Source organism: Streptomyces sp. ATCC 21386, assembly GCF_018728545.1.
GTDB lineage: Bacteria > Actinomycetota > Actinomycetes > Streptomycetales > Streptomycetaceae > Streptomyces.
The window spans coordinates 1,643,751-1,664,052 of sequence record NZ_JAAVVL010000001.1 but is presented as its reverse complement, the minus strand read 5'-3'; the positions used below and the strand labels follow the sequence as shown (position 1 = coordinate 1,664,052).

The 20,302-nt window shown below is 70.1% G+C and carries 15 protein-coding genes, 1 tRNA gene and 1 pseudogene; 2 read left to right on the top strand and 15 right to left on the bottom strand.

Features of this window, described 5'->3' with window-relative positions:
• Positions 1-33 precede the first annotated feature (33 nt).
• The 15 genes and pseudogenes from glyA to GWK25_RS07260 all read right to left on the bottom strand — a co-directional run.
• Positions 34-1,272: a serine hydroxymethyltransferase gene (glyA, locus tag GWK25_RS07330; protein WP_215449023.1), complete on the bottom strand. Its 1,239-nt coding sequence runs from the start codon at positions 1,270-1,272 to the stop codon at positions 34-36.
• Positions 1,273-1,472: 200 nt separating this feature from the next.
• Positions 1,473-2,144 (bottom strand): low molecular weight phosphatase family protein, encoded by a 672-nt coding sequence (locus GWK25_RS07325; RefSeq protein ID WP_033526518.1) that lies wholly within the window; start codon positions 2,142-2,144, stop codon positions 1,473-1,475.
• Entirely contained in the window at positions 2,141-2,788 is a 648-nt protein-coding gene (locus tag GWK25_RS07320) for an L-threonylcarbamoyladenylate synthase (protein ID WP_184899436.1), read from the bottom strand. The genes GWK25_RS07325 and GWK25_RS07320 overlap by 4 nt, the downstream gene beginning before the upstream one ends.
• Positions 2,789-2,844: 56 nt before the next feature.
• Entirely contained in the window at positions 2,845-3,690 is an 846-nt protein-coding gene (gene prmC / locus GWK25_RS07315) for a peptide chain release factor N(5)-glutamine methyltransferase (RefSeq protein ID WP_215449022.1), read from the bottom strand.
• A gap of 38 nt (positions 3,691-3,728) precedes the next feature.
• Positions 3,729-4,805, bottom strand: a complete 1,077-nt coding sequence (gene prfA / locus GWK25_RS07310; RefSeq protein WP_215449021.1) for a peptide chain release factor 1 — start codon at positions 4,803-4,805, stop codon at positions 3,729-3,731.
• Between the two features lie 135 nt (positions 4,806-4,940).
• Entirely contained in the window at positions 4,941-5,162 is a 222-nt protein-coding gene (gene rpmE, locus GWK25_RS07305; RefSeq protein ID WP_028804216.1) for a 50S ribosomal protein L31, read from the bottom strand.
• A gap of 353 nt (positions 5,163-5,515) precedes the next feature.
• Positions 5,516-6,661 (bottom strand): LCP family protein, encoded by a 1,146-nt coding sequence (locus GWK25_RS07300; RefSeq protein WP_215449020.1) that lies wholly within the window; start codon positions 6,659-6,661, stop codon positions 5,516-5,518.
• Between the two features lie 222 nt (positions 6,662-6,883).
• On the bottom strand, positions 6,884-8,590 hold the full coding sequence (locus tag GWK25_RS07295; RefSeq protein WP_215457247.1) for a trypsin-like serine protease: 1,707 nt from the start codon (positions 8,588-8,590) through the stop codon (positions 6,884-6,886).
• Between the two features lie 217 nt (positions 8,591-8,807).
• Complete coding sequence (gene rho / locus GWK25_RS07290; protein ID WP_215449019.1) at positions 8,808-10,838, bottom strand: transcription termination factor Rho; 2,031 nt, start codon at positions 10,836-10,838, stop codon at positions 8,808-8,810.
• Between the two features lie 405 nt (positions 10,839-11,243).
• Positions 11,244-12,197, bottom strand: coding sequence for a homoserine kinase (thrB, locus tag GWK25_RS07285; RefSeq protein WP_215449018.1), 954 nt, complete (start codon positions 12,195-12,197; stop codon positions 11,244-11,246).
• Between the two features lie 333 nt (positions 12,198-12,530).
• A complete protein-coding gene (gene thrC, locus GWK25_RS07280; protein WP_215449017.1) occupies positions 12,531-13,589 on the bottom strand; it encodes a threonine synthase in 1,059 nt (352 codons plus the stop codon).
• A 6-nt stretch (positions 13,590-13,595) separates the two neighbouring features.
• Positions 13,596-14,888, bottom strand: coding sequence for a homoserine dehydrogenase (locus tag GWK25_RS07275; protein WP_033526526.1), 1,293 nt, complete (start codon positions 14,886-14,888; stop codon positions 13,596-13,598).
• Between the two features lie 175 nt (positions 14,889-15,063).
• Positions 15,064-16,455 (bottom strand): diaminopimelate decarboxylase, encoded by a 1,392-nt coding sequence (gene lysA, locus GWK25_RS07270; RefSeq protein ID WP_215449016.1) that lies wholly within the window; start codon positions 16,453-16,455, stop codon positions 15,064-15,066.
• Positions 16,456-16,737: 282 nt separating this feature from the next.
• Positions 16,738-17,979 carry an ArgS-related anticodon-binding protein NrtL gene (gene nrtL, locus GWK25_RS07265; RefSeq protein ID WP_215449015.1) on the bottom strand — a complete coding sequence of 414 codons (1,242 nt, stop codon included), beginning with the start codon at positions 17,977-17,979 and terminating at the stop codon, positions 16,738-16,740.
• Between the two features lie 391 nt (positions 17,980-18,370).
• Positions 18,371-18,832 (bottom strand): annotated as a pseudogene (locus GWK25_RS07260) (response regulator); the annotation flags it as partial.
• A 152-nt stretch (positions 18,833-18,984) separates the two neighbouring features.
• On the opposite strand from GWK25_RS07260, the gene GWK25_RS07255 reads away from it, so the two are divergent.
• Positions 18,985-19,056: transfer RNA gene (locus tag GWK25_RS07255), tRNA-Arg, on the top strand.
• Positions 19,057-19,714: 658 nt separating this feature from the next.
• Positions 19,715-19,933 (top strand): hypothetical protein, encoded by a 219-nt coding sequence (locus GWK25_RS07245; protein WP_215449013.1) that lies wholly within the window; start codon positions 19,715-19,717, stop codon positions 19,931-19,933.
• Positions 19,934-20,302 lie beyond the last annotated feature (369 nt).

The following is a 20,302-nucleotide window of genomic DNA, read 5'->3' as shown; positions in this document are numbered from 1 at the left end:
TGATGCTGTGCCTGGTGGTGCGTCTACCCCACCTCAGCGCGGATACGGCGGAAATCTTCCGGCCAGGTCCCGCACTTCTTCACGGGTCCGCTTGCCGTCGCCGCCGTCCCGCAGGGCCCCGGCGAACAGCGCCGCGAGCCGCGCCATCTCCGCCTCGCCCATGCCCTGCGTGGTCAACGCGGCCGTACCGAGCCGCAGGCCACGGGCGTCGCCGTGCGGAAGCGCGCAGCAGTCCAGGACCATCCCGGCAGCCGCGAGCAGCCCCTTGGCCGTGCGGCCGTCGACACCGAATGGCGCGGGATCGACAGTCAGCAGGTGCGTGTCGGTGCCGCCGGTGACGACCACGAGCCCCTCCTCGGCCAGCCCCCGGGCCAGCACGCGGGCGTTCGCGACCACCTGATGGGCGTACGCGGTGAACGCCGGGGTTGCCGCCTCCCCGAACGCCACGGCCTTCGCGGCGATGGTGTGCATCTGCGCGCCGCCCTGGGTGAACGGGAACACCGCCCGGTCCACCCGCTCGGCCAGCTCGCTCCCGCACAGCAGCATCCCGCCGCGCGGGCCCCGCAGCACCTTGTGCGTGGTGGCGCACACGATGTCGGCGTACGGCACCGGGTTGGGCGCCGCTCCCCCGGCGACCAGCCCGATCGGATGAGCCGCGTCGGCGATGAGATAGGCGCCCACCTCGTCGGCGACCTCGCGGAAGAAGGCGTAGTCGAGATGCCGGGGGTAGGAGATGGACCCGCACACGATGGCCTTGGGCCGGTGGGTGCGGGCCAGGGTGCGCACCTGCTCACGGTCGACCAGCCCCGACTCGGCCTCCACGCCGTACCCGACGAAGTCGAACCAGCGGCCGGAGAAGTTGGCGGGTGAGCCGTGGGTGAGATGGCCGCCGAAGTGCAGGCCCATCGCGAGGACGGTGTCGCCGGGGCGCAACAGGGCGGCGTAGGCGGCCAGTACGGCCGAGGAACCGGAGTGCGACTGGACGTTGGCGTGCTCGGCCCCGAACAGGGCCTTGGCGCGCTCCACGGCGAGCCGCTCGGCGACGTCCACCATCTCGCAGCCGCCGTGGTACCGGGCCCCCGGATACCCCTCGGCGTACTTGTTCGCGAGCGGTGACCCGAGCGCGGCCAGCACCGCGGGCGAGGTGAAGTTCTCCGCGGCGACGAGCTGCAGCGTCGTCGACTGCCGATCGAACTCACCGAGCAGGATGTCGGCCAGCTCGGGGTCCTGCCGCCGCAGGACATCGGCCTCGAGGACAGGGGTGACCGACATGATGCGCTCCGGGGCGTCGACGATGACGTAGCACCAATGTAGGCCCGGTACGCCGAGGGTGCGCGTGATGTGCCCCTTGTGCTGTGGGCAATCGTTCCGCGGGGCGATGGGGGCACCTCCCGCTCGAGCGAAGCCGAGAGTGGGGGAGGGTGGGCACAGCGGACAGCGCCGGGTGCCGAATCACCAAGGCCCGGCGGCGGCTAAGCCCGAGCCGGCACCCCCGTCAGTGCCGTCACCACCGGGTCCAGGGCCTGGTGTATCTCGTCGCCGACCGACCGGAAGAACGGCAGGGGGGCGCCGTACGGGTCGTAGACCTCGTCGGCCTCGGCGGTCGGGGCGAGGAGCCACCCGCGTAGAGCCGCCGCCGCACGGACCAGCGCACGCGCGCGGACGACCATGCCCTCCTCCAGCGGGGGCAGCGTGGTCGGGTCGATCGCGCGGACCAGGCGGGTGAACTCCTTCAGGGTGAAGGTGCGCAGCCCCGCGGAGTGCCCCATGGAGATGACCTGCGCCCGGTGGTCGCGGGTGGCCGTCAGCACCAGGTCTGCTCGGATGACGTGCTCGTCCAGCAGCTCACGCCCCGTGAAGCCGGAGGCGTCCGCGCCGAAGTCCGCGAGGACGGCCTCCGCGTTCGCCTCCATCGGCGCCCCCTCGTGCCCCCACGTCCCCGCGCTCTCGACGATCAGACCGCCCCACAGCGGGTCCCCGAGCCGGTCCGCCAGGGCGTGCCGGGTCAGCCGCTCGGTGATCGGCGAGCGGCACACGTTGCCGGTGCTGACGTGGAGGATGCGGAAGGTGTCCCGCGGCAGCCCCGTGAAGGTCCGCGTCTCTTCCCCGTCCCATATGCCACGCCCCGCGTCAGGGGCCGTCAATTCGCCACCTCAAGGTCGGGTACGACCTTGCGGAGCTCCTCCGCCGACAGGGCCCCGGCACGCAGCAGCACCGGCACCTTGCCCGTGACGTCGACGATCGACGACGGCTCGTTGCTCGGGGTCGGGCCGCCGTCCAGGTAGACGGAGACGGAGTCGCCGAGCATCGCCTCGGCGGCGTCGCAGTTCTCCGGCGCCGGGTGGCCGGTCAGGTTGGCCGAGGAGACCGCCATGGGGCCGACCTCGGTCAGCAGCTCGATCGCGACCGGGTGCAGCGGCATGCGCACGGCAACGGTGCCCCGGGTGTCGCCGAGGTCCCACTGCAGCGACGGCTGGTGCTTGGCGACGAGCGTGAGCGCGCCCGGCCAGAACGCGTCGACGAGTTCCCAGGCCATCTCGGAGAAGTCAGTGACGAGGCCGTGCAGGGTGTTCGGGGAGCCGATGAGCACGGGCGTGGGCATGTTGCGCCCCCGGCCCTTGGCCTCCAGCAGGTCGGCCACGGCCTCCGACGTGAACGCGTCAGCGCCGATGCCGTACACGGTGTCCGTCGGCAGCACGACGAGCTCGCCCCGGCGAATGGCGGACGCGGCCTCGCGCAGACCGGTGGCGCGGTCGGTCGCGTCGTTGGTGTCGTATCGCCGTGCCATCTAGCGGGCCTCCTCGTACACGTACTGCTGCTGGGGGGTTGTCGTCGGGCGCGTGCTCACGGCAGCGCCTTGCGGGCGGTCGCGAACCGCGGCCGGTTGTTGAGGTCCGGGTGGTCGGCCGCGTCGGCCCAGCCCCGCTCCTCGGTGAAGATCCAGGGCACCTGGCCGCCCTGGGTGTCGGCGTGCTCGATGACGACGACACCGCCCGGGCGCAGGAGCCGGTGTGCGGTGCGCTCCAGACCGCGGATCAGATCCAGGCCGTCCTCCCCCGAGAACAGGGCGAGTTGGGGATCGTAGTCGCGTGCCTCGGGCGCCACGTACTCCCACTCGGTGAGCGGGATGTACGGCGGGTTGGAGACGACGAGGTCGACCTGGCCGTCGAGGTCGCGGAAGGCGTCCAGGGCGTTGCCCTGGCGCAGGTCGACACGGGAGCCCGCCATGTTCTTGCGGGTCCACGTCAGCGCCTCCTCGGACAGCTCCACGGCGTGCACGCGCGAGCGCGGCACCTCCTGGGCCAGGGCGAGGGCGATGGCACCGGAGCCGGTGCACAGGTCGACGATCAGGGGCTCGACGACGTCCATCGCGCGCACGGCGTCTATGGCCCAGCCGACCACCGACTCGGTCTCGGGCCGGGGCACGAACACCCCGGGCCCGACCTGAAGTTCGAGGTAGCGGAAGTAGGCGCGCCCGGTGATGTGCTGGAGCGGCTCACGCTGCTCGCGCCGGGCGATGACCTCCCAGTACCGGGCGTCGAAGTCGGCGTCCTTGACGGTGTGCAGCTCGCCCCGCTTGACGCCGTGCACGAACGCGGCGAGCTCCTCCGCGTCGTTGCGCGGCGAGGGCACGCCGGCGTCGGCCAGGCGCTGGGTGGCCTGGGCCACTTCCGCGAGCAGCAGGTTCACGCAAGTCCTCCGTCGTACTCTTCGTGCCCGTAACGGCCTTACGCGGCTGCCAGCTTCGCGGCCGAGTCCGCGTCGACACAGGCCTGGATCACCGCGTCGAGTTCACCGTCCAGCACCTGGTCCAGGTTGTAGGCCTTGAAGCCGACACGGTGGTCCGAGATGCGGTTCTCCGGGAAGTTGTACGTGCGGATCTTCTCGGAGCGGTCGACGGTACGGACCTGGCTGCGGCGGGCGTCGGCGGCTTCCTTCTCCGCCTCCTCCTGTGCCGCGGCGAGCAGCCTGGAGCGCAGGATACGCATCGCCTGCTCCTTGTTCTGCAGCTGACTCTTCTCGTTCTGGCAGGAGGCGACGACTCCGGTGGGAATGTGCGTGATGCGCACGGCGGAGTCGGTGGTGTTGACGGACTGGCCGCCGGGCCCGGAGGAGCGGTAGACGTCGATCCGCAGGTCGTTCATGTTGATCTCGACGTCGACCTCCTCGGCCTCGGGCGTGACCAGCACACCGGCGGCGGAGGTGTGGATACGGCCCTGGGACTCGGTGGCCGGCACGCGCTGGACGCGGTGCACGCCGCCCTCGTACTTCAGCCGGGCCCAGACGCCCTGGCCGGGCTCGGTGGCGCCCTGGCCACCCTTGGTCTTCACGGCGACCTGGACGTCCTTGTAGCCGCCGAGCTCGGACTCGGTGGAGTCGATGATCTCGGTCTTCCAGCCGACGCGCTCGGCGTACCGCAGATACATCCGGAGCAGGTCGCCGGCGAACAGCGCGGACTCGTCTCCCCCGGCCCCGGCCTTGATCTCCAGGATGACGTCCTTGTCGTCGGACGGGTCCCGGGGCACGAGCAGCAGCCGCAGCTTCTCCGTCAGCTCCTCGCGCTGCTTCTCCAGGTCCTTGACCTCGGCGGCGAAGTCCGGGTCGTCCGCGGCGAATTCACGGGCCGTGTCGATGTCGTCGCCGGTCTGCTTCCAGGAGCGGTACGTGCCGACGATCGGGGTCAGCTCCGCGTAGCGCTTGTTGAGCTTGCGCGCGTTGGCCTGGTCCGCGTGGACCGACGGGTCGGCGAGCTTCTTCTCCAGGTCGGCGTGCTCCCCGACCAGTTCCTCGACCGCCTCGAACATCTTCTCCGGCTCCCTGTACGACGTACGACGTTGTGAGTGGGCTGCACTCCTGGGCTGCGCAGCTGTGTGCCGCACCGCAAAGCGCCGGTCCCGACGCCCCCGATGGGGGCGCCGCGGACCGGCGCTGGGGGCTCGCTACTTCTTGGCAGCGGCAGCCTTGCCGAAGCGGGCCTCGAAGCGGGCCACGCGGCCACCGGTGTCGAGGATCTTCTGCTTGCCCGTGTAGAACGGGTGGCACTCGGAGCAGACCTCGGCACGGATGGTGCCGCTCTCGATCGTGCTGCGGGTGGTGAACGACGCGCCACAGGTGCAGCTGACCTGCGTCTCGACGTACTCGGGGTGGATGTCGCGCTTCAAGGTGTCTCCTAGTTTCGGGAGGGCGCCGGGTCGCGTCCGCGGGGTGCGAGCGCGTGAACCGGAGCCGACGTACCAGTCTGCCAGCACTGGCGTCATCTCCCAAAACCAGGGGGTGGCCCCAGGTATTCCCCAGCCCTCGACAGCCTCGCTGCAGCCGGGGCGCCCCCTCCGCTCCCCTCCCCCGAGCTGCGGGCAATCGTGCCGCCGGGGCGGCACGGTTGGGCGCAGGCGGCACCCTGTCAGCGCCGGTACGCGCCTCCTGGGTCCGGCCGGCTGCGCCACGGGGTGTCCCGTCAGCGCCATACGCGACCGCAGGGCCGTACGGGGCCGGTCGCGCAGTTCCCCGCGCGCCTTCAGGTACCGGCGGTCACCACGCCCTCGGCGGCCCCCGTGGCCGTCCCCTTCGTCGCCGACTTCGGGATGGTCTTGTCGGCCTTCAGCGCGGCCCAGACCCGCTTGGCCTTGGCCTCGTCCACCAGCACCCGGTTCAGGTCGTCGGGGTCGTACTGCACCGGCATCGTGACCATGGTCATGTTCTTGGAGCCGATGCCCTTCAGACCGTTCGCGAACGACGCGAGGTCCTTGACGTCCTTCAGCTCGGAGTCGGTGGTCACGGCATCGGTCGCGGTGTCGGCGAGATCGTAGAGCTTCGTCGGGTTGCTGAAGATCCCGACCGACTTGACCTGCTCGATCAGCGCCTTGATGAACGCCTGCTGGAGCTGGATACGTCCCAGGTCCGACCCGTCGCCCACCCCGTGCCGCGTCCGCACGAGCCCGAGCGCCTGCTTGCCCGTGAGCGTGTGCTCCCCGGCCTTGAGGTTCAGATGGCTGTCGGGGTCCTTGATGTCCTTCGTGGTGGTGACGGGCACCCCACCGAGGACGTCGATCAGCTTCTCGAAGCCCGCGAAGTCCACCTCGATGTAGTGGTCCATCCGGATCCCGGTCATGGACTCGACGGTCTTCACCGCACACGCCGCGCCGCCCGTCGAGTACGCGGAGTTGAACATCGCGTACGGGGCCGCCGGGTGCGTCGTGCCGTTCGTGTCCGTGCACTCGGGCCGCTCGACGAGGGTGTCGCGGGGGATGGAGACCACGCTGGCCCGCTTGTGGCCCTCGTAGACGTGCACGACCATCGCCGTGTCGGAGCGGGCGCTGCCGTCGTCGACGCCGCCGCCGAGCTTCTTGTTGCTGCCCGAACGGGTGTCGGAGCCGAGGACCAGGATGTCCTGCGAGCCGTTGTCGACGTCGAGGGGCCGGTCGGTGCCGAGGGCCTGGTTGATGTCGACGCTCTTGATGTTGCCGTTGAGCTTGAAGTAGAGGTAGCCGATGCCGGTGCCGCCCAGCACCAGGACTCCCGCGGCGGTCCAGACGACGGCGAGCGCCGCTCTGCTGTGCCCGTCGCGTGACTTGCGGCGGCGGCCCTTGGCCGCGCGGTGGCGCGGACCTGTGGTGCCGGTCTTCCCCGATATGCCGGCGTCCGGCGTGCTCTCGGCGGACATCTGCTCCTCGTTCTCTCTCCGGTCGGTTACCCCCTGCGCTCAGGCCCAGGCCTGTCAGGTCGGACACGGCCATGACACGACGTCGCCGCTCCATGGCCGCTCCGCCCGGTCAGACGGGATATGCCGGGAAAGGGTTGCACAACGAACGGTGCCCATCGCGCAAAGCGCGATGGGCACCGTGTGTGACGGATGAGCCCGGCGGGACCGGGCTCACCTGGTGTTTCAGCCGAGCAGGTCGTACTGGGCGTAGCTGGTGCCGACCGAGATACGTGTGCTGAAGATCTCGCTCGTGGCCTTGCCGGTGCCCTTGTAGAGGTACAGCGTGCCGGCCGGCGTACGGGCCAGCAGGTCCGCCCTGCCGTCGCCGCTCACGTCACCGGGAGTGATGAGCGTGTTGTAGGCGCTCCAGTCCGAGCGGACCTTGATCCGGGTGCCGAAGGCGCCCGTGCCGGACTTGCCGGCGCCCTTGTAGAGGTAGACGTCCGAGCCGGTCTTGGTGCGCGCGATCAGGTCGGCCTTGCCGTCGCCGGTGAAGTCGCCGTGCCCGAGCACCGCGTTGTACGTGTTCCAGCCCGTGCCGACCTTCACGCGGGTCGAGAACGTCCCGTTGCCCTTGCCCGGGTAGATCCACAGGGCGCCCGCCGAGTCGACCGAGAGCAGGTCGGGCAGGGCGTCCCCGGTGACGTCGCCGGGGGTGAGGATCCGGGTGCGGGTCGCCCAGTTGTCGAAGATCTGCGTGGTCGTCCAGGTGCTGGACGAGGCCGAGCGCCGCCGCCAGAAGACGTCACCGTCGGAGGAGCGGCGCAGGATGTAGTCCTGGTAGCCGTCCCGGTTCAGGTCGGTCTGCTGGACCAGGTTGTAGCCCTTCCAGCTGCCCTCGGCGGTCAGGGCCTGACGGTCACCGAGCGCGGAGCCCGTGGAGGCGCGGACGTAGCCCGTGCCGGTCTCCTTGTTGCGCAGGAAGACGTCGGCCTTGCCGTCCCGGGTGATGGCGGCGTCGTCGACCCTCGGCTGGATCGCGCCGACGTAGGTGCTGACCTTGGCGAAGACCGGGTAGGCGCCCTTGTACACACAGTCCTCGACGCCCCACGAGACGACGCCGATGAGCTTGTTGTTGACGACGAGCGGGCCACCGGAGTCACCGTTGCAGGTGGCGGTGGTCGTGGCGTCGGTGCCGCCGGCGGGCTTGCCCGCGCAGACCATGTGGCCCTTGACGAACCAGGGGCTCCAGGTGTTCGCGCAGGTCGTGTCGCTGACGATCGGCAGCGTGGCCGTCTTCAGCGTCTGCGAGATGTTCTGGTTGGTGGAGCTGGTACGGCCCCAGCCGTAGGCCTTGGCGCTGGTGCCCGCCGTGTACGAGGCCGTGTCGCCGGACGTCGTCATCTTGATCGGCGTGGCCTTGACGGGCGCGGACAGCGTGAGGACCGCGACGTCGTTGTCGATCGCCTCCTCGTCCCACGAGGAGTGGTTCCACTGCCGCGAGACCTTGCTGGGGGTGCCGCCGTGGTAGTCGAGGTGGTCGAAGCTGCCGTCGGGCTTGTAGACGCTCGTGGGCAGCTGGTCGGTGCCGGTGACGACCTCGCCGTACTTGACCCAGTCGAAGTGGTTCTTGTCGACGCAGTGCGCGGCGGTGAGGATCTTCGTCGGCGAGACGACCGTGCCGCCGCAGAAGAAGCCGAGGTCCTGCGTCTCGTCGTAGTACCAGAGCTGCGCCATCCAGGGCGCGTTGGCGATGGTCGTCTCCGAGCCGCCGATGATCTGGGCGGACGGCTTCAGGCCGCTGTCGCTGTCGGTGTCCGCGCTCTCGGTCGAGGACGGCTCCCGCGTCACGGCCACGGTGTCGTCCGCCGCCATCGCCCTGGCGATCCGTACATCCGCCTCGTCCGGTGTAGAGGTGCTGTCGGCGCCGGCCGCGCTCGCGGACGACATCAGCAGCGTCCCGGCTATCGCGGCGGCTATGGCTCCGGACAAAGGTCTGGCCACTCAATTCCCCCCTGGGAGTGCATGGATCGATCAGATTGATCAGATTGCTTCAGATCGTGCAGAAGCTGATCGTGGAAGACCGTGATCGTACACGTGTCGCATACAGAAAACTGGGGCCACCCTCGCAAAGAGGGTGGCCCCAGTGTCCGCAGAGGTACGAGACCTAGTCGCCGTTACCGGGCGTGGGCGTCGTCTTCTGGATCTGCATCAGGAACTCGATGTTCGACTTGGTCTGCTTCATCTTGTCGAGGAGCAGCTCGATGGCCTGCTGCTGGTCGAGCGCGTGCAGCACCCGGCGCAGCTTCCAGACGACCGCCAGCTCCTCGTTGCCGAGCAGGATCTCTTCCTTACGGGTACCGGACGCGTCCACGTCCACCGCCGGGAAGATGCGCTTGTCGGCGAGCTTGCGGTCGAGCTTGAGCTCCATGTTGCCGGTGCCCTTGAACTCCTCGAAGATCACCTCGTCCATGCGGGACCCGGTGTCCACCAGGGCGGTGGCGAGGATGGTCAGCGAGCCGCCGTCCTCGATGTTCCGGGCCGCGCCGAAGAAGCGCTTCGGCGGGTACAGGGCGGTCGAGTCGACACCACCGGACAGGATGCGGCCGGAGGCCGGCGCCGCCAGGTTGTAGGCACGGCCCAGACGCGTGATCGAGTCGAGGAGCACGACCACGTCGTGGCCCAGCTCGACGAGGCGCTTGGCACGCTCGATGGCGAGCTCGGCGACCGTCGTGTGGTCCTCGGCCGGGCGGTCGAAGGTCGAGGAGATGACCTCGCCCTTCACCGACCGCTGCATGTCGGTGACCTCTTCCGGACGCTCGTCGACGAGGACGACCATCAGGTGGCACTCGGGGTTGTTGTGCGTGATCGCGTTGGCGATCGCCTGCATGATCATGGTCTTACCGGTCTTCGGCGGGGCCACGATCAGACCGCGCTGGCCCTTACCGATGGGCGAGACCAGGTCGATGATGCGGGTGGTGAGCACGCCCGGGTCCGTCTCCAGGCGGAGGCGGTCCTGCGGGTACAGCGGCGTCAGCTTGTTGAACTCGGGGCGGCCGCGCCCGGAGTCGGGCGCCATGCCGTTCTGGGAGTCCAGGCGGACCAGCGCGTTGAACTTCTCGCGGCGCTCGCCCTCCTTGGGCTGACGCACGGCACCGGTGACGTGGTCGCCCTTGCGCAGGCCGTTCTTGCGGACCTGGGCGAGGGAGACGTACACGTCGTTCGGGCCGGGCAGGTAGCCCGAGGTGCGGATGAAGGCGTAGTTGTCGAGGATGTCCAGGATGCCCGCGACGGGGATCAGGACGTCGTCCTCGGCGAGCTGCGGCTCGGGGGCGCCCATCTCGTCACGGCCACGACGGCCACGACGGTCCCGGTAGCGCCCGCGACGGCCACGGCGTCCGCCGTCGAAGTCGTCGTCGTCCTGCGGGCCGTTGTCACGCTGACGGTCCTGACGGCCGCCGCCCTGCTGCTGGCCCTGCTGGCCGCGGTCACGCTGCTGCTGTCCGCCGCCCTGCTGCTCGTCGCCCTTGCCGCGGCGGCCGCGGTCGCCGCGCTCACCGCGGTCCCCACGCTCGCCCCGGTCACGGCCACGCTCGCGGCGGCCCTGACGGCCCTCGCCGCCCTGGTCACCGGCGTCTGCCTTGGTCTCGGCGGGCGCGGCCGGGGTCTCGGCCTTGGGCTCGCTCTTCGCCTCGGCGGCGACCGTCTCGGGGCTGCCCGCGTCGGCGGTGGCCCGGCGCCGACGGCGCTCGGTGGGCGCCTCGTCGCCACCGGCCGGCTGGCCGGGGATCTCGATCTGCTGCTGGGCCACGGCCTTCTCGGCCTTCTCGGCGGGCGCCGCGGCCTTCTTGGCGGTGGCGGTGGCCTTCTCGGCCGGGGCGGCGTCGTCGCCCGTGCGCGCCTTCGAGGTGGCGCGGCGCTTCGGCTTGGTCTCGGCGGCGGCCTCGGCCTTCGCCGGGGCGCCCCCGCCCGCCTGCGCCTCCTTGATGACCTCGATCAGCTGGCTCTTGCGCATCCGCGCGGTGCCCCTGATGCCGAGGCCGGATGCGACCTGCTGCAGCTCGGCCAGCACCATGCCCTCGAGGCCGGTGCCACGGCGCCGCCGGGAGCCGGCACCGCTGGCAGGCGCGGCGTCCGTGGCGGGCGCGGCAGCGGTGTCCTCGACACGTGCGCCCATCAGATCGGTGGTGTCGCTCACGAAGGGTCCTTCCCTGGAGCGGACGTCGGCCTTCTGGCTCGGCGACCGTTTGTGCTGTCCGGCTTCGGTCCTGTTCGGGTGGACCGTGCCGGGGCGGTGGTCCGCCAAAGGCGGCGGAGGGGAATTTCTGGTGATTCGGCGCTTTCCGGGCCGTGGCACTGAGTGTCTGTGTCACGCGGCTCGGCAACGCCGGTTCCGGAGCCTGCTCGGCAGACCGCTCAGTGCCTGCGTACGGCGTACAGCTTGACGTACGAAGCACAGTGCGGCTTGGGAGACTCCCGGAAGAATGGTTGTCCCGGACGGGGACGATAAGCACCTCGCCATGGCTGGGGCAGGTGCAGACTTGAGGTTAACACTACCGGATCCAACAAACATTCCCCCTCTCGAAATCCGGCAACCGCGCCCCTACGCGTCGCCGGTGTCGACGCCGTGTTCGGCGACGGTGGTGGTGAGCGGCAGGACGCACGCCCCTCGGGCGTCGAGGTCCAGCCGGTTCGCGGCCCATCCCGCACCCGCGAGATCGGCCACCTTGTCGGCACTGGCATCGTCGGCCAGGGCCAGGACGGTGGGTCCGGCGCCGGAGATGACCGCCGGGACGCCGTCGGCCCGCAGTCGCTCGACCAGGGCCGCGCTCTCCGGCATGGCGGGCGCCCGGTACTCCTGGTGCAGTCGGTCCTCGGTCGCGGGCAGCAGCAGCTCGGGGCGCCTGGTCAGGGCCTCCACGAGGAGGGCCGCCCGGCCCGCGTTGGTGGCAGCGTCGACGTGCGGGACGTTGCGCGGGAGCAGTCCGCGCGCCGTCTCCGTCAGAACCGGCTTCCCGGGGACGAAAACCACCGGAACGATGGAATCCGCGGGGTCCATCCTGATCGCCCGCGCGGCGCCGCCCTCCATCCAGGAGAGGGTGAAACCACCGAGGAGGCAGGCCGCGACGTTGTCGGGGTGGCCCTCGATCTCCGTGGCCAGTTCGAGCAGCGCGGCGTCGTCGAGCCGGTTGTCCCCGCCTATGGTCACGGCACGGGCGGCGACGATACCGGCGCAGATGGCGGCGGAGGAGGAGCCGAGGCCGCGGCCGTGCGGGATGCGGTTGGCGCAGACGATCTCCAGGCCCCGGGGCTGTCCACCGAGCAGGTCGAAGGCGGTGCGCAGGGAGCGGACGAGCAGATGCCGCTCGTCGCGCGGGAGCGTCTCGCTGCCCTCCCCCGCGATGTCGACATGCAGGCCGGAGTCGGCCACCCGGACGACCACGTCGTCGTAGAGCCCCAGCGACAGGCCCAGGGCGTCGAAGCCCGGACCGAGGTTGGCGCTGGTGGCGGGGACGCGCACCCGTACGGCGGCGGCGCGGAACGCTGGACCGGCCATCGCTCGATGACTCTCCTTGAGCTGCGAGATTGACGATGTCGAATGACATTCGATTGGCGTTCGACAGGTACCTGGAACCCTGCGGCCGCTCAAGACGGCGCGGCGCCGCGCCCTTGCGGGGCATATGCAGCGGGCGGGTTCACCACAGCCTATCGAAGGAAGGTTCTGTGGCGACATAGGGCGCACAGGAGGCGCACGATGCGTGTCGTAAGCCCCCTGTGCACCCCCTGTCGGGTCCTGTCAGGGTTATCCCCCGAGAATCGACGTCTACGCGCGACTCCCAGGTCTTTTCGAACGGCTGGACGAGAGGATACGCGAGCGCCGTCCGTGTCGTTACGCGAGACCGAGGCGCTCGGCCGCCGTCGCCGCGTCCACCGGGACCGTGACGGGCTGCGGGGCGCCCGCGACGGCCCAGTCCGGGTCCTTCAGGCCGTTGCCGGTGACCGTGCAGACGATGGTCTGGCCCGGGTCGACCTTGCCGGCCTCGGCGGCCTTCAGCAGACCGGCCACGGAGGCGGCGGAGGCGGGCTCCACGAACACACCCTCCTGCGCGGCCAACAGCCGGTAGGCGCGCAGGATCTCACGGTCCGTCACCTCGTCGATGGCACCGCCCGACTCGTCCCGCGCGGCCAGGGCGTAACTCCAGGACGCGGGGTTGCCGATCCGGATAGCGGTGGCGATCGTCGACGGGTCCTTGACGACCTCGCCGCGCACGATCGGCGCGGAACCGGAGGCCTGGAAGCCCCACATCCGGGGCGTCTTGGCGGCGATGCCGTCGGCGGCGTACTCCTTGTAGCCCTTCCAGTAGGCCGTGATGTTGCCCGCGTTGCCCACCGGCAGGACATGGATGTCGGGCGCGTCGCCGAGCATGTCCACGATCTCGAACGCGGCGGTCTTCTGGCCCTCGATGCGCACCGGGTTCACCGAATTGACCAGCGCCACCGGGTAGTTGTCGCTCAGTTCACGCGCGAGGGTGAGGCAGTCGTCGAAGTTGCCGTCGACCTGGAGGATCTTCGCGCCGTGCACCAGGGCCTGGCCCATCTTGCCCAGCGCGATCTTGCCCTGCGGGACGAGCACCGCGGAGACCATGCCCGCGCGGACGGCGTAGGCGGCCGCGGAGGCAGAGGTGTTGCCCGTGGAGGCACAGATGACCGCCTTCGCGCCCTCCTCCTTCGCGCGCGTGATGGCCATGGTCATGCCCCGGTCCTTGAAGGACCCGGTCGGGTTCGCGCCCTCCACCTTCAGGTGGACCTCGCAGCCCGTGCGCTCGGAGAGCACCTGCGCGGGGACGAGAGGCGTGCCGCCCTCCCGGAGCGTCACGACCGGCGTGCTGTCGGAGACGGGCAGGCGGTCCCGGTACTCCTCGATGATTCCGCGCCACTGGTGGGTCATTGCTGGTTACTCTCCTTCAACCCGCATGATGCTGGCGACACCCCGCACGGTGTCGAGGTTGCGCAGCGCCTCGACGGTCCCGGTGAGGGAGGCGTCGGAGGCGCGGTGGGTGACGACGACGAGAGAGGCCTCGCCGTCCTTGCCCTGCTGCCGAACCGTATCGATCGACACGCCGTGCTCCGCGAACACGGTCGCCACCTGGGCGAGAACTCCCGGTTTGTCGGCGACGTCGAGGCTGATGTGGTAGCGCGTGACGACCTCGCCCATCGGCGAGACCGGCAGGGCGGCGTAGGCGGACTCGCCGGGTCCGGTGGAACCGGCGAGGCGGTTGCGGCACACGGCCACGAGGTCACCGAGCACGGCGGAGGCGGTGGGGGCACCGCCCGCGCCCGGGCCGTAGAACATCAGCTGACCGGCGGCGTCCGACTCCACGAACACGGCGTTGTAGGCGCCGCGCACGGAGGCCAGCGGGTGGGTCAGCGGGATCATCGCGGGGTGCACGCGCGCGGTGACGGACCCGCCGTCCGCGGCCCGCTCGCAGATGGCGAGCAGTTTGATGGTGCAGCCCATGTTCTTGGCGGAGGCGAAGTCGGCCGCCGTCACCTCGGTCATGCCCTCGCGGTACACGTCGTCGAGGCGCACGCGCGAGTGGAAGGCGATGCCGGCGAGGATCGCGGCCTTGGCGGCGGCGTCGAAGCCCTCCACGTCGGCGGTCGGGTCGGCCTCCGCGTACCCCAGGGCGGTGGCCTCGTCGAGGGCCTCCTGGTATCCGGCCCCGGTGGTGTCCATCTTGTCGAGGATGAAGTTGGTCGTTCCGTTGACGATGCCCATCACCCGGTTGATCTTGTCGCCGGCGAGGGACTCGCGCAGCGGCCGGATCAGCGGGATGGCACCGGCGACGGCGGCCTCGTAGTAGAGGTCCGCGTCGTGGTCCCCCGCGGCGGCGTGCAGGGCGGCGCCGTCCTGGGCGAGGAGGGCCTTGTTGGCGGAGACGACGGAGGCGCCGTACTCGAACGCGGTGGTGATGAGGGAGCGGGCGGGCTCGATACCGCCGATGACCTCGACGACGACGTCGATGTCCCCCCGTTTGACCAGGGCAGTCGCGTCGGTGGTGACGAGCGCCGGGTCGATGCCCTCACGCACCCGCGAGGGCCGCCGGACGGCCACGCCCGCGAGCTCGACCGGGGCACCGATGCGCGCGGCGAGATCGTCGGCGTGCGTCGTCATGATGCGCGCCACCTCTGAGCCGACAACCCCACAGCCCAGCAGCGCCACCTTCAGCGGACGCGTACGCATCATCCGACCTCGTTTCCTCACATACCGACATACCGAACACGGTGGGACCAGTCTCACTCACCGGACGGGGGTTTCTATCCCTGGTCCGGATCGTGAGACATCTATTTCATTTTCTCAGGGCCGGAGGACGGAGATCTTCCGGCCCCGAGCTGTCTTCATGCTTTACTGCCGCCGCGCCTCAGCCGACGTCGAGCCGGAGAAGATCCTCCTCCGTCTCGCGACGGACGATGACCCGGGCCTCTCCATCATTGACGGCGACGACCGGCGGGCGCAGGACGTGGTTGTAATTGCTCGCCATGGAACGGCAGTACGCACCCGTCGCCGGTACGGCGATCAGGTCACCCGGTGCCAGGTCCGCCGGCAGGAACGCGTCCCTCACCACGATGTCACCGCTCTCGCAGTGCTTGCCGACCACACGCGCGAGCATCGGCTCGGCGTCGGAGGTCCGGGACACCAGCGCGACGCTGTACTCGGCGTCGTAGAGCGCGGTCCTGATGTTGTCCGACATGCCCCCGTCGACGGAGACGTACGTCCGCAGCCCGTCCAGCGGCTTGATGGTGCCGACCTCGTAGAGCGTGAAGGCGGTGGGCCCGACGATGGCCCGCCCCGGCTCGACGGAGATGCGCGGGGCGCGCAGCTGGGCGGCGTCGCACTCCCGGTTGACGATCTCGGTCAGCGCCTTGGCGATCTCGTGGGGCTCGCGAGGGTCGTCGTCGCTGGTGTAGGCGATGCCGAGCCCGCCACCGAGGTCGATCTCGGGCAGCTCGACGCCGTGCTCGTCACGGACCTCCTTGAGCAGCCCGACGACACGGTGGGCGGCGACCTCGAACCCGGAGGTGTCGAAGATCTGCGACCCGATGTGGGAGTGGATCCCGATGAGTTCGAGCCCATCGAGCTTCAGAGCCCGCCGAACGGCCTCCGCGGCCTGCCCTCCCGCCAGCGGAATCCCGAACTTCTGGTCCTCGTGGGCGGTGGCGATGAACTCGTGGGTGTGCGCCTCGACGCCGACGGTGACACGGATCTGCACCCGCTGCCGCGTGCCGAGCGACTGGGCGATGTGCGCGACCCGCACGATCTCCTGGAAGGAGTCGAGCACGATCCGCCCGACGCCGGCCTCGACGGCCCGGCGGATCTCCTCCTCGGACTTGTTGTTGCCGTGGAAGGCGATGCGGTCGGCGGGCATACCGGCCGAGAGGGCGGTGGTCAGCTCGCCGCCCGAGCAGACGTCGAGGTTGAGCCCCTCCTCGTGCAGCCAGCGCACGATGGCCCGGGACAGGAACGCCTTGCCCGCGTAGAACACGTCGGCGTCCTGCCCGAACGCGGTGCGCCAGGCGCGCGCCCGCGCCCGGAAGTCGGCCTCGTCGATGAAGTACGCGGGCGTACCGAACTCCTCCGCGAGCGCCTTCACATCGATCCCGCCGACGCTGACGACTCCGTCGGGGGTACGGGTGACGGTCTGCGCCCACACCTTCGGGTCCAGCGTGTTCAGGTCGGCGGGCGGGCCGGAGTAGTGCCCCTCGGGAAGCACGTCGGCGTGACGGGGCCCGGCGGGGTGTGCGGAACGGCTCATGTTCTTACGGCTTTCTGTGTGCTCTCTGGGCGGGCGGCGCGGGGCTTTGGCCGGCCGTGTGGTGCGGGCGGGGGGCGGGGGGCGGACGACGCGACGGTGGCGGTCGGCTCGACCGCGCTTCGCTGCGGCTTGCGGGATGCGGTCGGCGGCTCGGCTTGCGGTTCGGGCTCGGACCTGGGCTTGGGCTTGGGCCTTGGTTGGACCTGGGCTTGGGCTATGGCCTCCGGCTTGCTCGCTCCTCGCTCCTCGCTCTCTCGCCGGCTCGCTGGCTCGCTGCCTCGCTCAGAGATATTCGGGTGCGTCGATGCCGAGCAGGGACAGGCCGCCGGCCAGCACCGTCCCGGCTGCTTCGGCGAGGGCCAGCCGGGCCCGGTGGGCGGCCGAGGGTTTCTCGTCGCCGCGCGGCAGCACCGTGTGCTGGAAGGCGAGCAGGGCGTCGGCGAGGACGACGAGGTGCCGGGCGAGACGATCGGGAGCGCGGTGCGTGGCCGCTCGGGCGAGGACGGAGGGATATTCCGTGAGGGCGCTGACGAGGGGGGTGGCCACGTCTGGGGCGGTGACGTCGGGGGTGTTGACGTCGCGTGGGGTGACGGTGGTGGGGGGCGCGGGCCGGGTGTCGGGGGCAGTGCGCTCGCCCTGGGCGCCGGAGGTGGCGAGGTCGCCCGGGGTGCCGGAGGTGGCGAGGTCGCCCGGGGTGCTGGTGAAACCGAGGCCCGCGGCGTTGCGGGTGAGCGCGCGGGCCCGTGCGTGGGCGTAACGGACCCGGAAGAGGGGGTTGGCGGCCCGCTGTACGAGGAGGTCCGCCGTGATCCGGGGCCGGTCGTGGGCGGCCGGGTGCAGCAGGGCCCAGCGGAGGGCGTCGGGGCCGAGGGGGGTGGGGTCCTCCGGGGCGGGGACGGGGCGGAGGTCGATGGGGGTGGGGGTGGAGGAGGTGGGGGTGGAGGAGGTGGGGGTGCTGGTGAGGGCGGCTTCCGGAGCGCCGGGCGGCGTGGCCCGGCTCCGCTCATCGGCACCAGACTTCAGAAGTGGACCGGACACGTGATCGACCTCGACCCGACCACCCTGGCTGGCGATGATCCGTACGAGCGCGTCGGCGACGACCTCGGCGCGGATGTCGTAAGGAATGCGCAGCCGGACGAGGTGCCCGGCGAGGGTGTCGCTGTGGCCATAGGGCAGAGGACCCCTCGCGCCCGGAACACCCTCGCTGCCCTGGATCCGGCGCACGAGGGCGGTGACGGCGGCCCGGTCGAGGTGGATGTTGAGGAAGCCGGGTCCGGTGATCTCGACGGCGGCGACTCCGTCGGTGCGGCTGAGGTGGGGTCGCAGGATCTCGGCGACTTGCAGGGGAGGCCGACCGGCGGCCCGGGCCAGCTGCAGGGCGATGTTCGTGGCGTAGTCCCCGCGCCCGCCGGGCCCCGGCGGGGTGACGACGGCGCGTGCGGGCACGGCCACGCTCAGCTCTCCGTCGTCGACAGCACGACGCACCGCGCGCAGCACTGTGTGGGAGAGCTCGACGGGAGTCACGGGGACAAGCGTATGGGAGGAGGGGGGTGGGTATGCGAGCCGGTTTACCTCGGGTTCCGCGATGTGGACGGGCGGGGCTTCTGGCGAGGCCGAAGCACAAGGAGAAGAAGTCCGTGAGACACGTCGTGACGCGCGACGCGTGAGGTGTGAGCTGCCGGTGTCAGATGTCAGGTGTCGCGCCCGCGAATCAACTTCCGGTACGGCCTGCGCGCTGGGCACGCTCGGGTTGGGCGCTGCCGTTGCCCAAGCCGCCGGCCGTGGACCCGGCGGAGGGAGTGGAGGCGGAGGGACCGATGGCAGCGCCGGGGGCGGTGGTGGACGGGGCGGTGCCCGGGCCGACGGTGGGGCCGGAGCCGAGGGCGGTGGCGGAGGCGGAGGCGGAGGCGACTGGACCGTCGGCCACGACGCCGCCCCCGACGCCGCCCCCCTCAGACGCGGCCAGACCGCTCCCGGCCCGCGCATGCTCGACCAACTGTCGCACCAGGGCGACGAGTTCACTCGGCTCGAAGGGCTTGGCGAGAAACGCGTCGACGCCGACGTCGAGCCCGGCCTCGACCTCGTACTGGGTACAGGCGCTGACGATGGCGAGTGGTAGACGTCGTGTGCGCGGGTCTCCGCGGAGCTGGGCGGCGGTACGGAGACCGTCGAGCCGAGGCATGACGACGTCCAGGGTGATGAGGTCGGGCCGCACCTGGTGAACGACGTCCAGGCACTCGGCACCATCGGCCGCGGTCACCACCTCGAAGCCCTCCAGCTCGAGGTTGACCCTGATCAGCTGCCGGATGACCTTGTTGTCGTCCACAACAAGCACCCGGCCGGACGCGCCTGGCACAACTCGAGAGTAGGTCGACACCCACCGCCGCGTCCGGGTTTTCCCCACTTCCACCCCCTGCGGGCGGTGCCGGACCACTCAACCCCACTCTCACCCCCACGAAAACCGTTCATGATCTCCCTCGGAGAGCTGGTAGGGTTCTACCCGTCGCCGCCAAACAAGGCGCCAGACACGCCCCCGTAGCTCAGGGGATAGAGCAACGGCCTCCGGAGCCGTGTGCGCAGGTTCGAATCCTGCCGGGGGCACAGAAGCCGGAACAGCGCGATCACCTTGCTGACCTGCCAAAGTGCCAGACATCAAGAGTCGGACCCAGTCCCACTGGGTCCGACTCTTTGTCGTTGCTACTCACTGGTCGCGAGTGAGTAGCGAGTGAGGGCGACTACCACCTCCTCGCCCCGGTGCCCTGCTTGACGTCTCCGCCAAACTGGACTCGCTTCGACTCAACGACCCCCTATCCATCGAGTGGCGCAGCGGCGACCCGGCCATGAGGGCATAGCTAAGGCGACGCCTTGCCGGGCCGGCGGTGACATCTTCGTGGGCGCGATCATCCGTCCCCGTGTCCGCGGCGGCACCTGATCGCGCGGCCCTCCACTGCGTTTCTCCTCCCGACCGGCCAGCCCGCGTGCGGCATAGCAAGCCTTGAAGCGGCCCACCGTCACCGGCACCACCCCGGCGAGTTCGGCAATGTCCTTGCGGCGCCGCCCCTCGGCGGACCACAGCACAATCCGGGCCCGCAGAGCCACACCAGCGGACACGTGACGCGAGTTCGCCAACTCCCGCAACTCATCCATCCGTTCGGAGCACGAGACACTGGCAAATGAGGAATTGAGTCACTCGCCTTATCCTGGTGTTGAACGCACGGTCGCCCTTTGTTGAAGGATCAGCGATACGAGAGGTGCCGCAATGGGGACTGAATATACACCGGCCGACTCCCAAGGTAAGCCTGCATCCAGCTACGGCGAGACGCACTCTGAATCTGAGGTGACGGTGGACGCCGCGGGCGAGGGGTACACCGGCACGTCTGACTACGTGGATGGCAAGAATGCCCTTGCTCCAGTTAGCGAGCCAGAGCCGGAGGAGGAAGAGGAGGAATACGACTACGGGGATGACGACGATGACTAAGACAAAAAGAACACTGAGCGCCACCGGCTCCATAATGGAAGAGCCCACCTCATGTCCGTCTTCGACGTGCAATTCAATCAACTTTATTGCGCCAAACACTTTGGAGTCAAAGCTCCAGGCGCTTGTAACAACACGCGGCATGGCCAAGATGGTGGCGGCTTGGGGGCGATCGTGGACAGTGATGGCGACCAAAGAATTTGGAGTACTTGCCCGATGCAGGAAATGCCGTAAGCCTGTACTCGCTTGCCCGTACTGCCACCAGGAATTCCATCCAAAGGGCGATCTTCCCCCGATGTACAGCCGGCGGGTATGCCTGAAGTGTGACCGAGACATAGTGGTTCTGCACTATTGGCCTTCTTAAATCAATCA

Excerpts from the sequence above, each read along its gene's own strand:
- thrC (WP_215449017.1), bottom strand. The coding sequence starts at position 13,589 with ATGACCCACCAGTGGCGCGGAATCATCGAGGAGTACCGGGACCGCCTG.
- prfA (WP_215449021.1), bottom strand. The coding sequence starts at position 4,805 with ATGTTCGAGGCGGTCGAGGAACTGGTCGGGGAGCACGCCGACCTGGAG.
- thrB (WP_215449018.1), bottom strand. The coding sequence starts at position 12,197 with ATGGCCGGTCCAGCGTTCCGCGCCGCCGCCGTACGGGTGCGCGTCCCC.
- GWK25_RS07275 (WP_033526526.1), bottom strand. The coding sequence starts at position 14,888 with ATGATGCGTACGCGTCCGCTGAAGGTGGCGCTGCTGGGCTGTGGGGTT.
- glyA (WP_215449023.1), bottom strand. The coding sequence starts at position 1,272 with ATGTCGGTCACCCCTGTCCTCGAGGCCGATGTCCTGCGGCGGCAGGAC.
- GWK25_RS07320 (WP_184899436.1), bottom strand. The coding sequence starts at position 2,788 with ATGGCACGGCGATACGACACCAACGACGCGACCGACCGCGCCACCGGT.
- lysA (WP_215449016.1), bottom strand. The coding sequence starts at position 16,455 with ATGAGCCGTTCCGCACACCCCGCCGGGCCCCGTCACGCCGACGTGCTT.
- GWK25_RS07295 (WP_215457247.1), bottom strand. The coding sequence starts at position 8,590 with ATGTCGTCCGCGAGCGCGGCCGGCGCCGACAGCACCTCTACACCGGAC.
- GWK25_RS07245 (WP_215449013.1), top strand. The coding sequence starts at position 19,715 with ATGGGGACTGAATATACACCGGCCGACTCCCAAGGTAAGCCTGCATCC.
- GWK25_RS07300 (WP_215449020.1), bottom strand. The coding sequence starts at position 6,661 with ATGTCCGCCGAGAGCACGCCGGACGCCGGCATATCGGGGAAGACCGGC.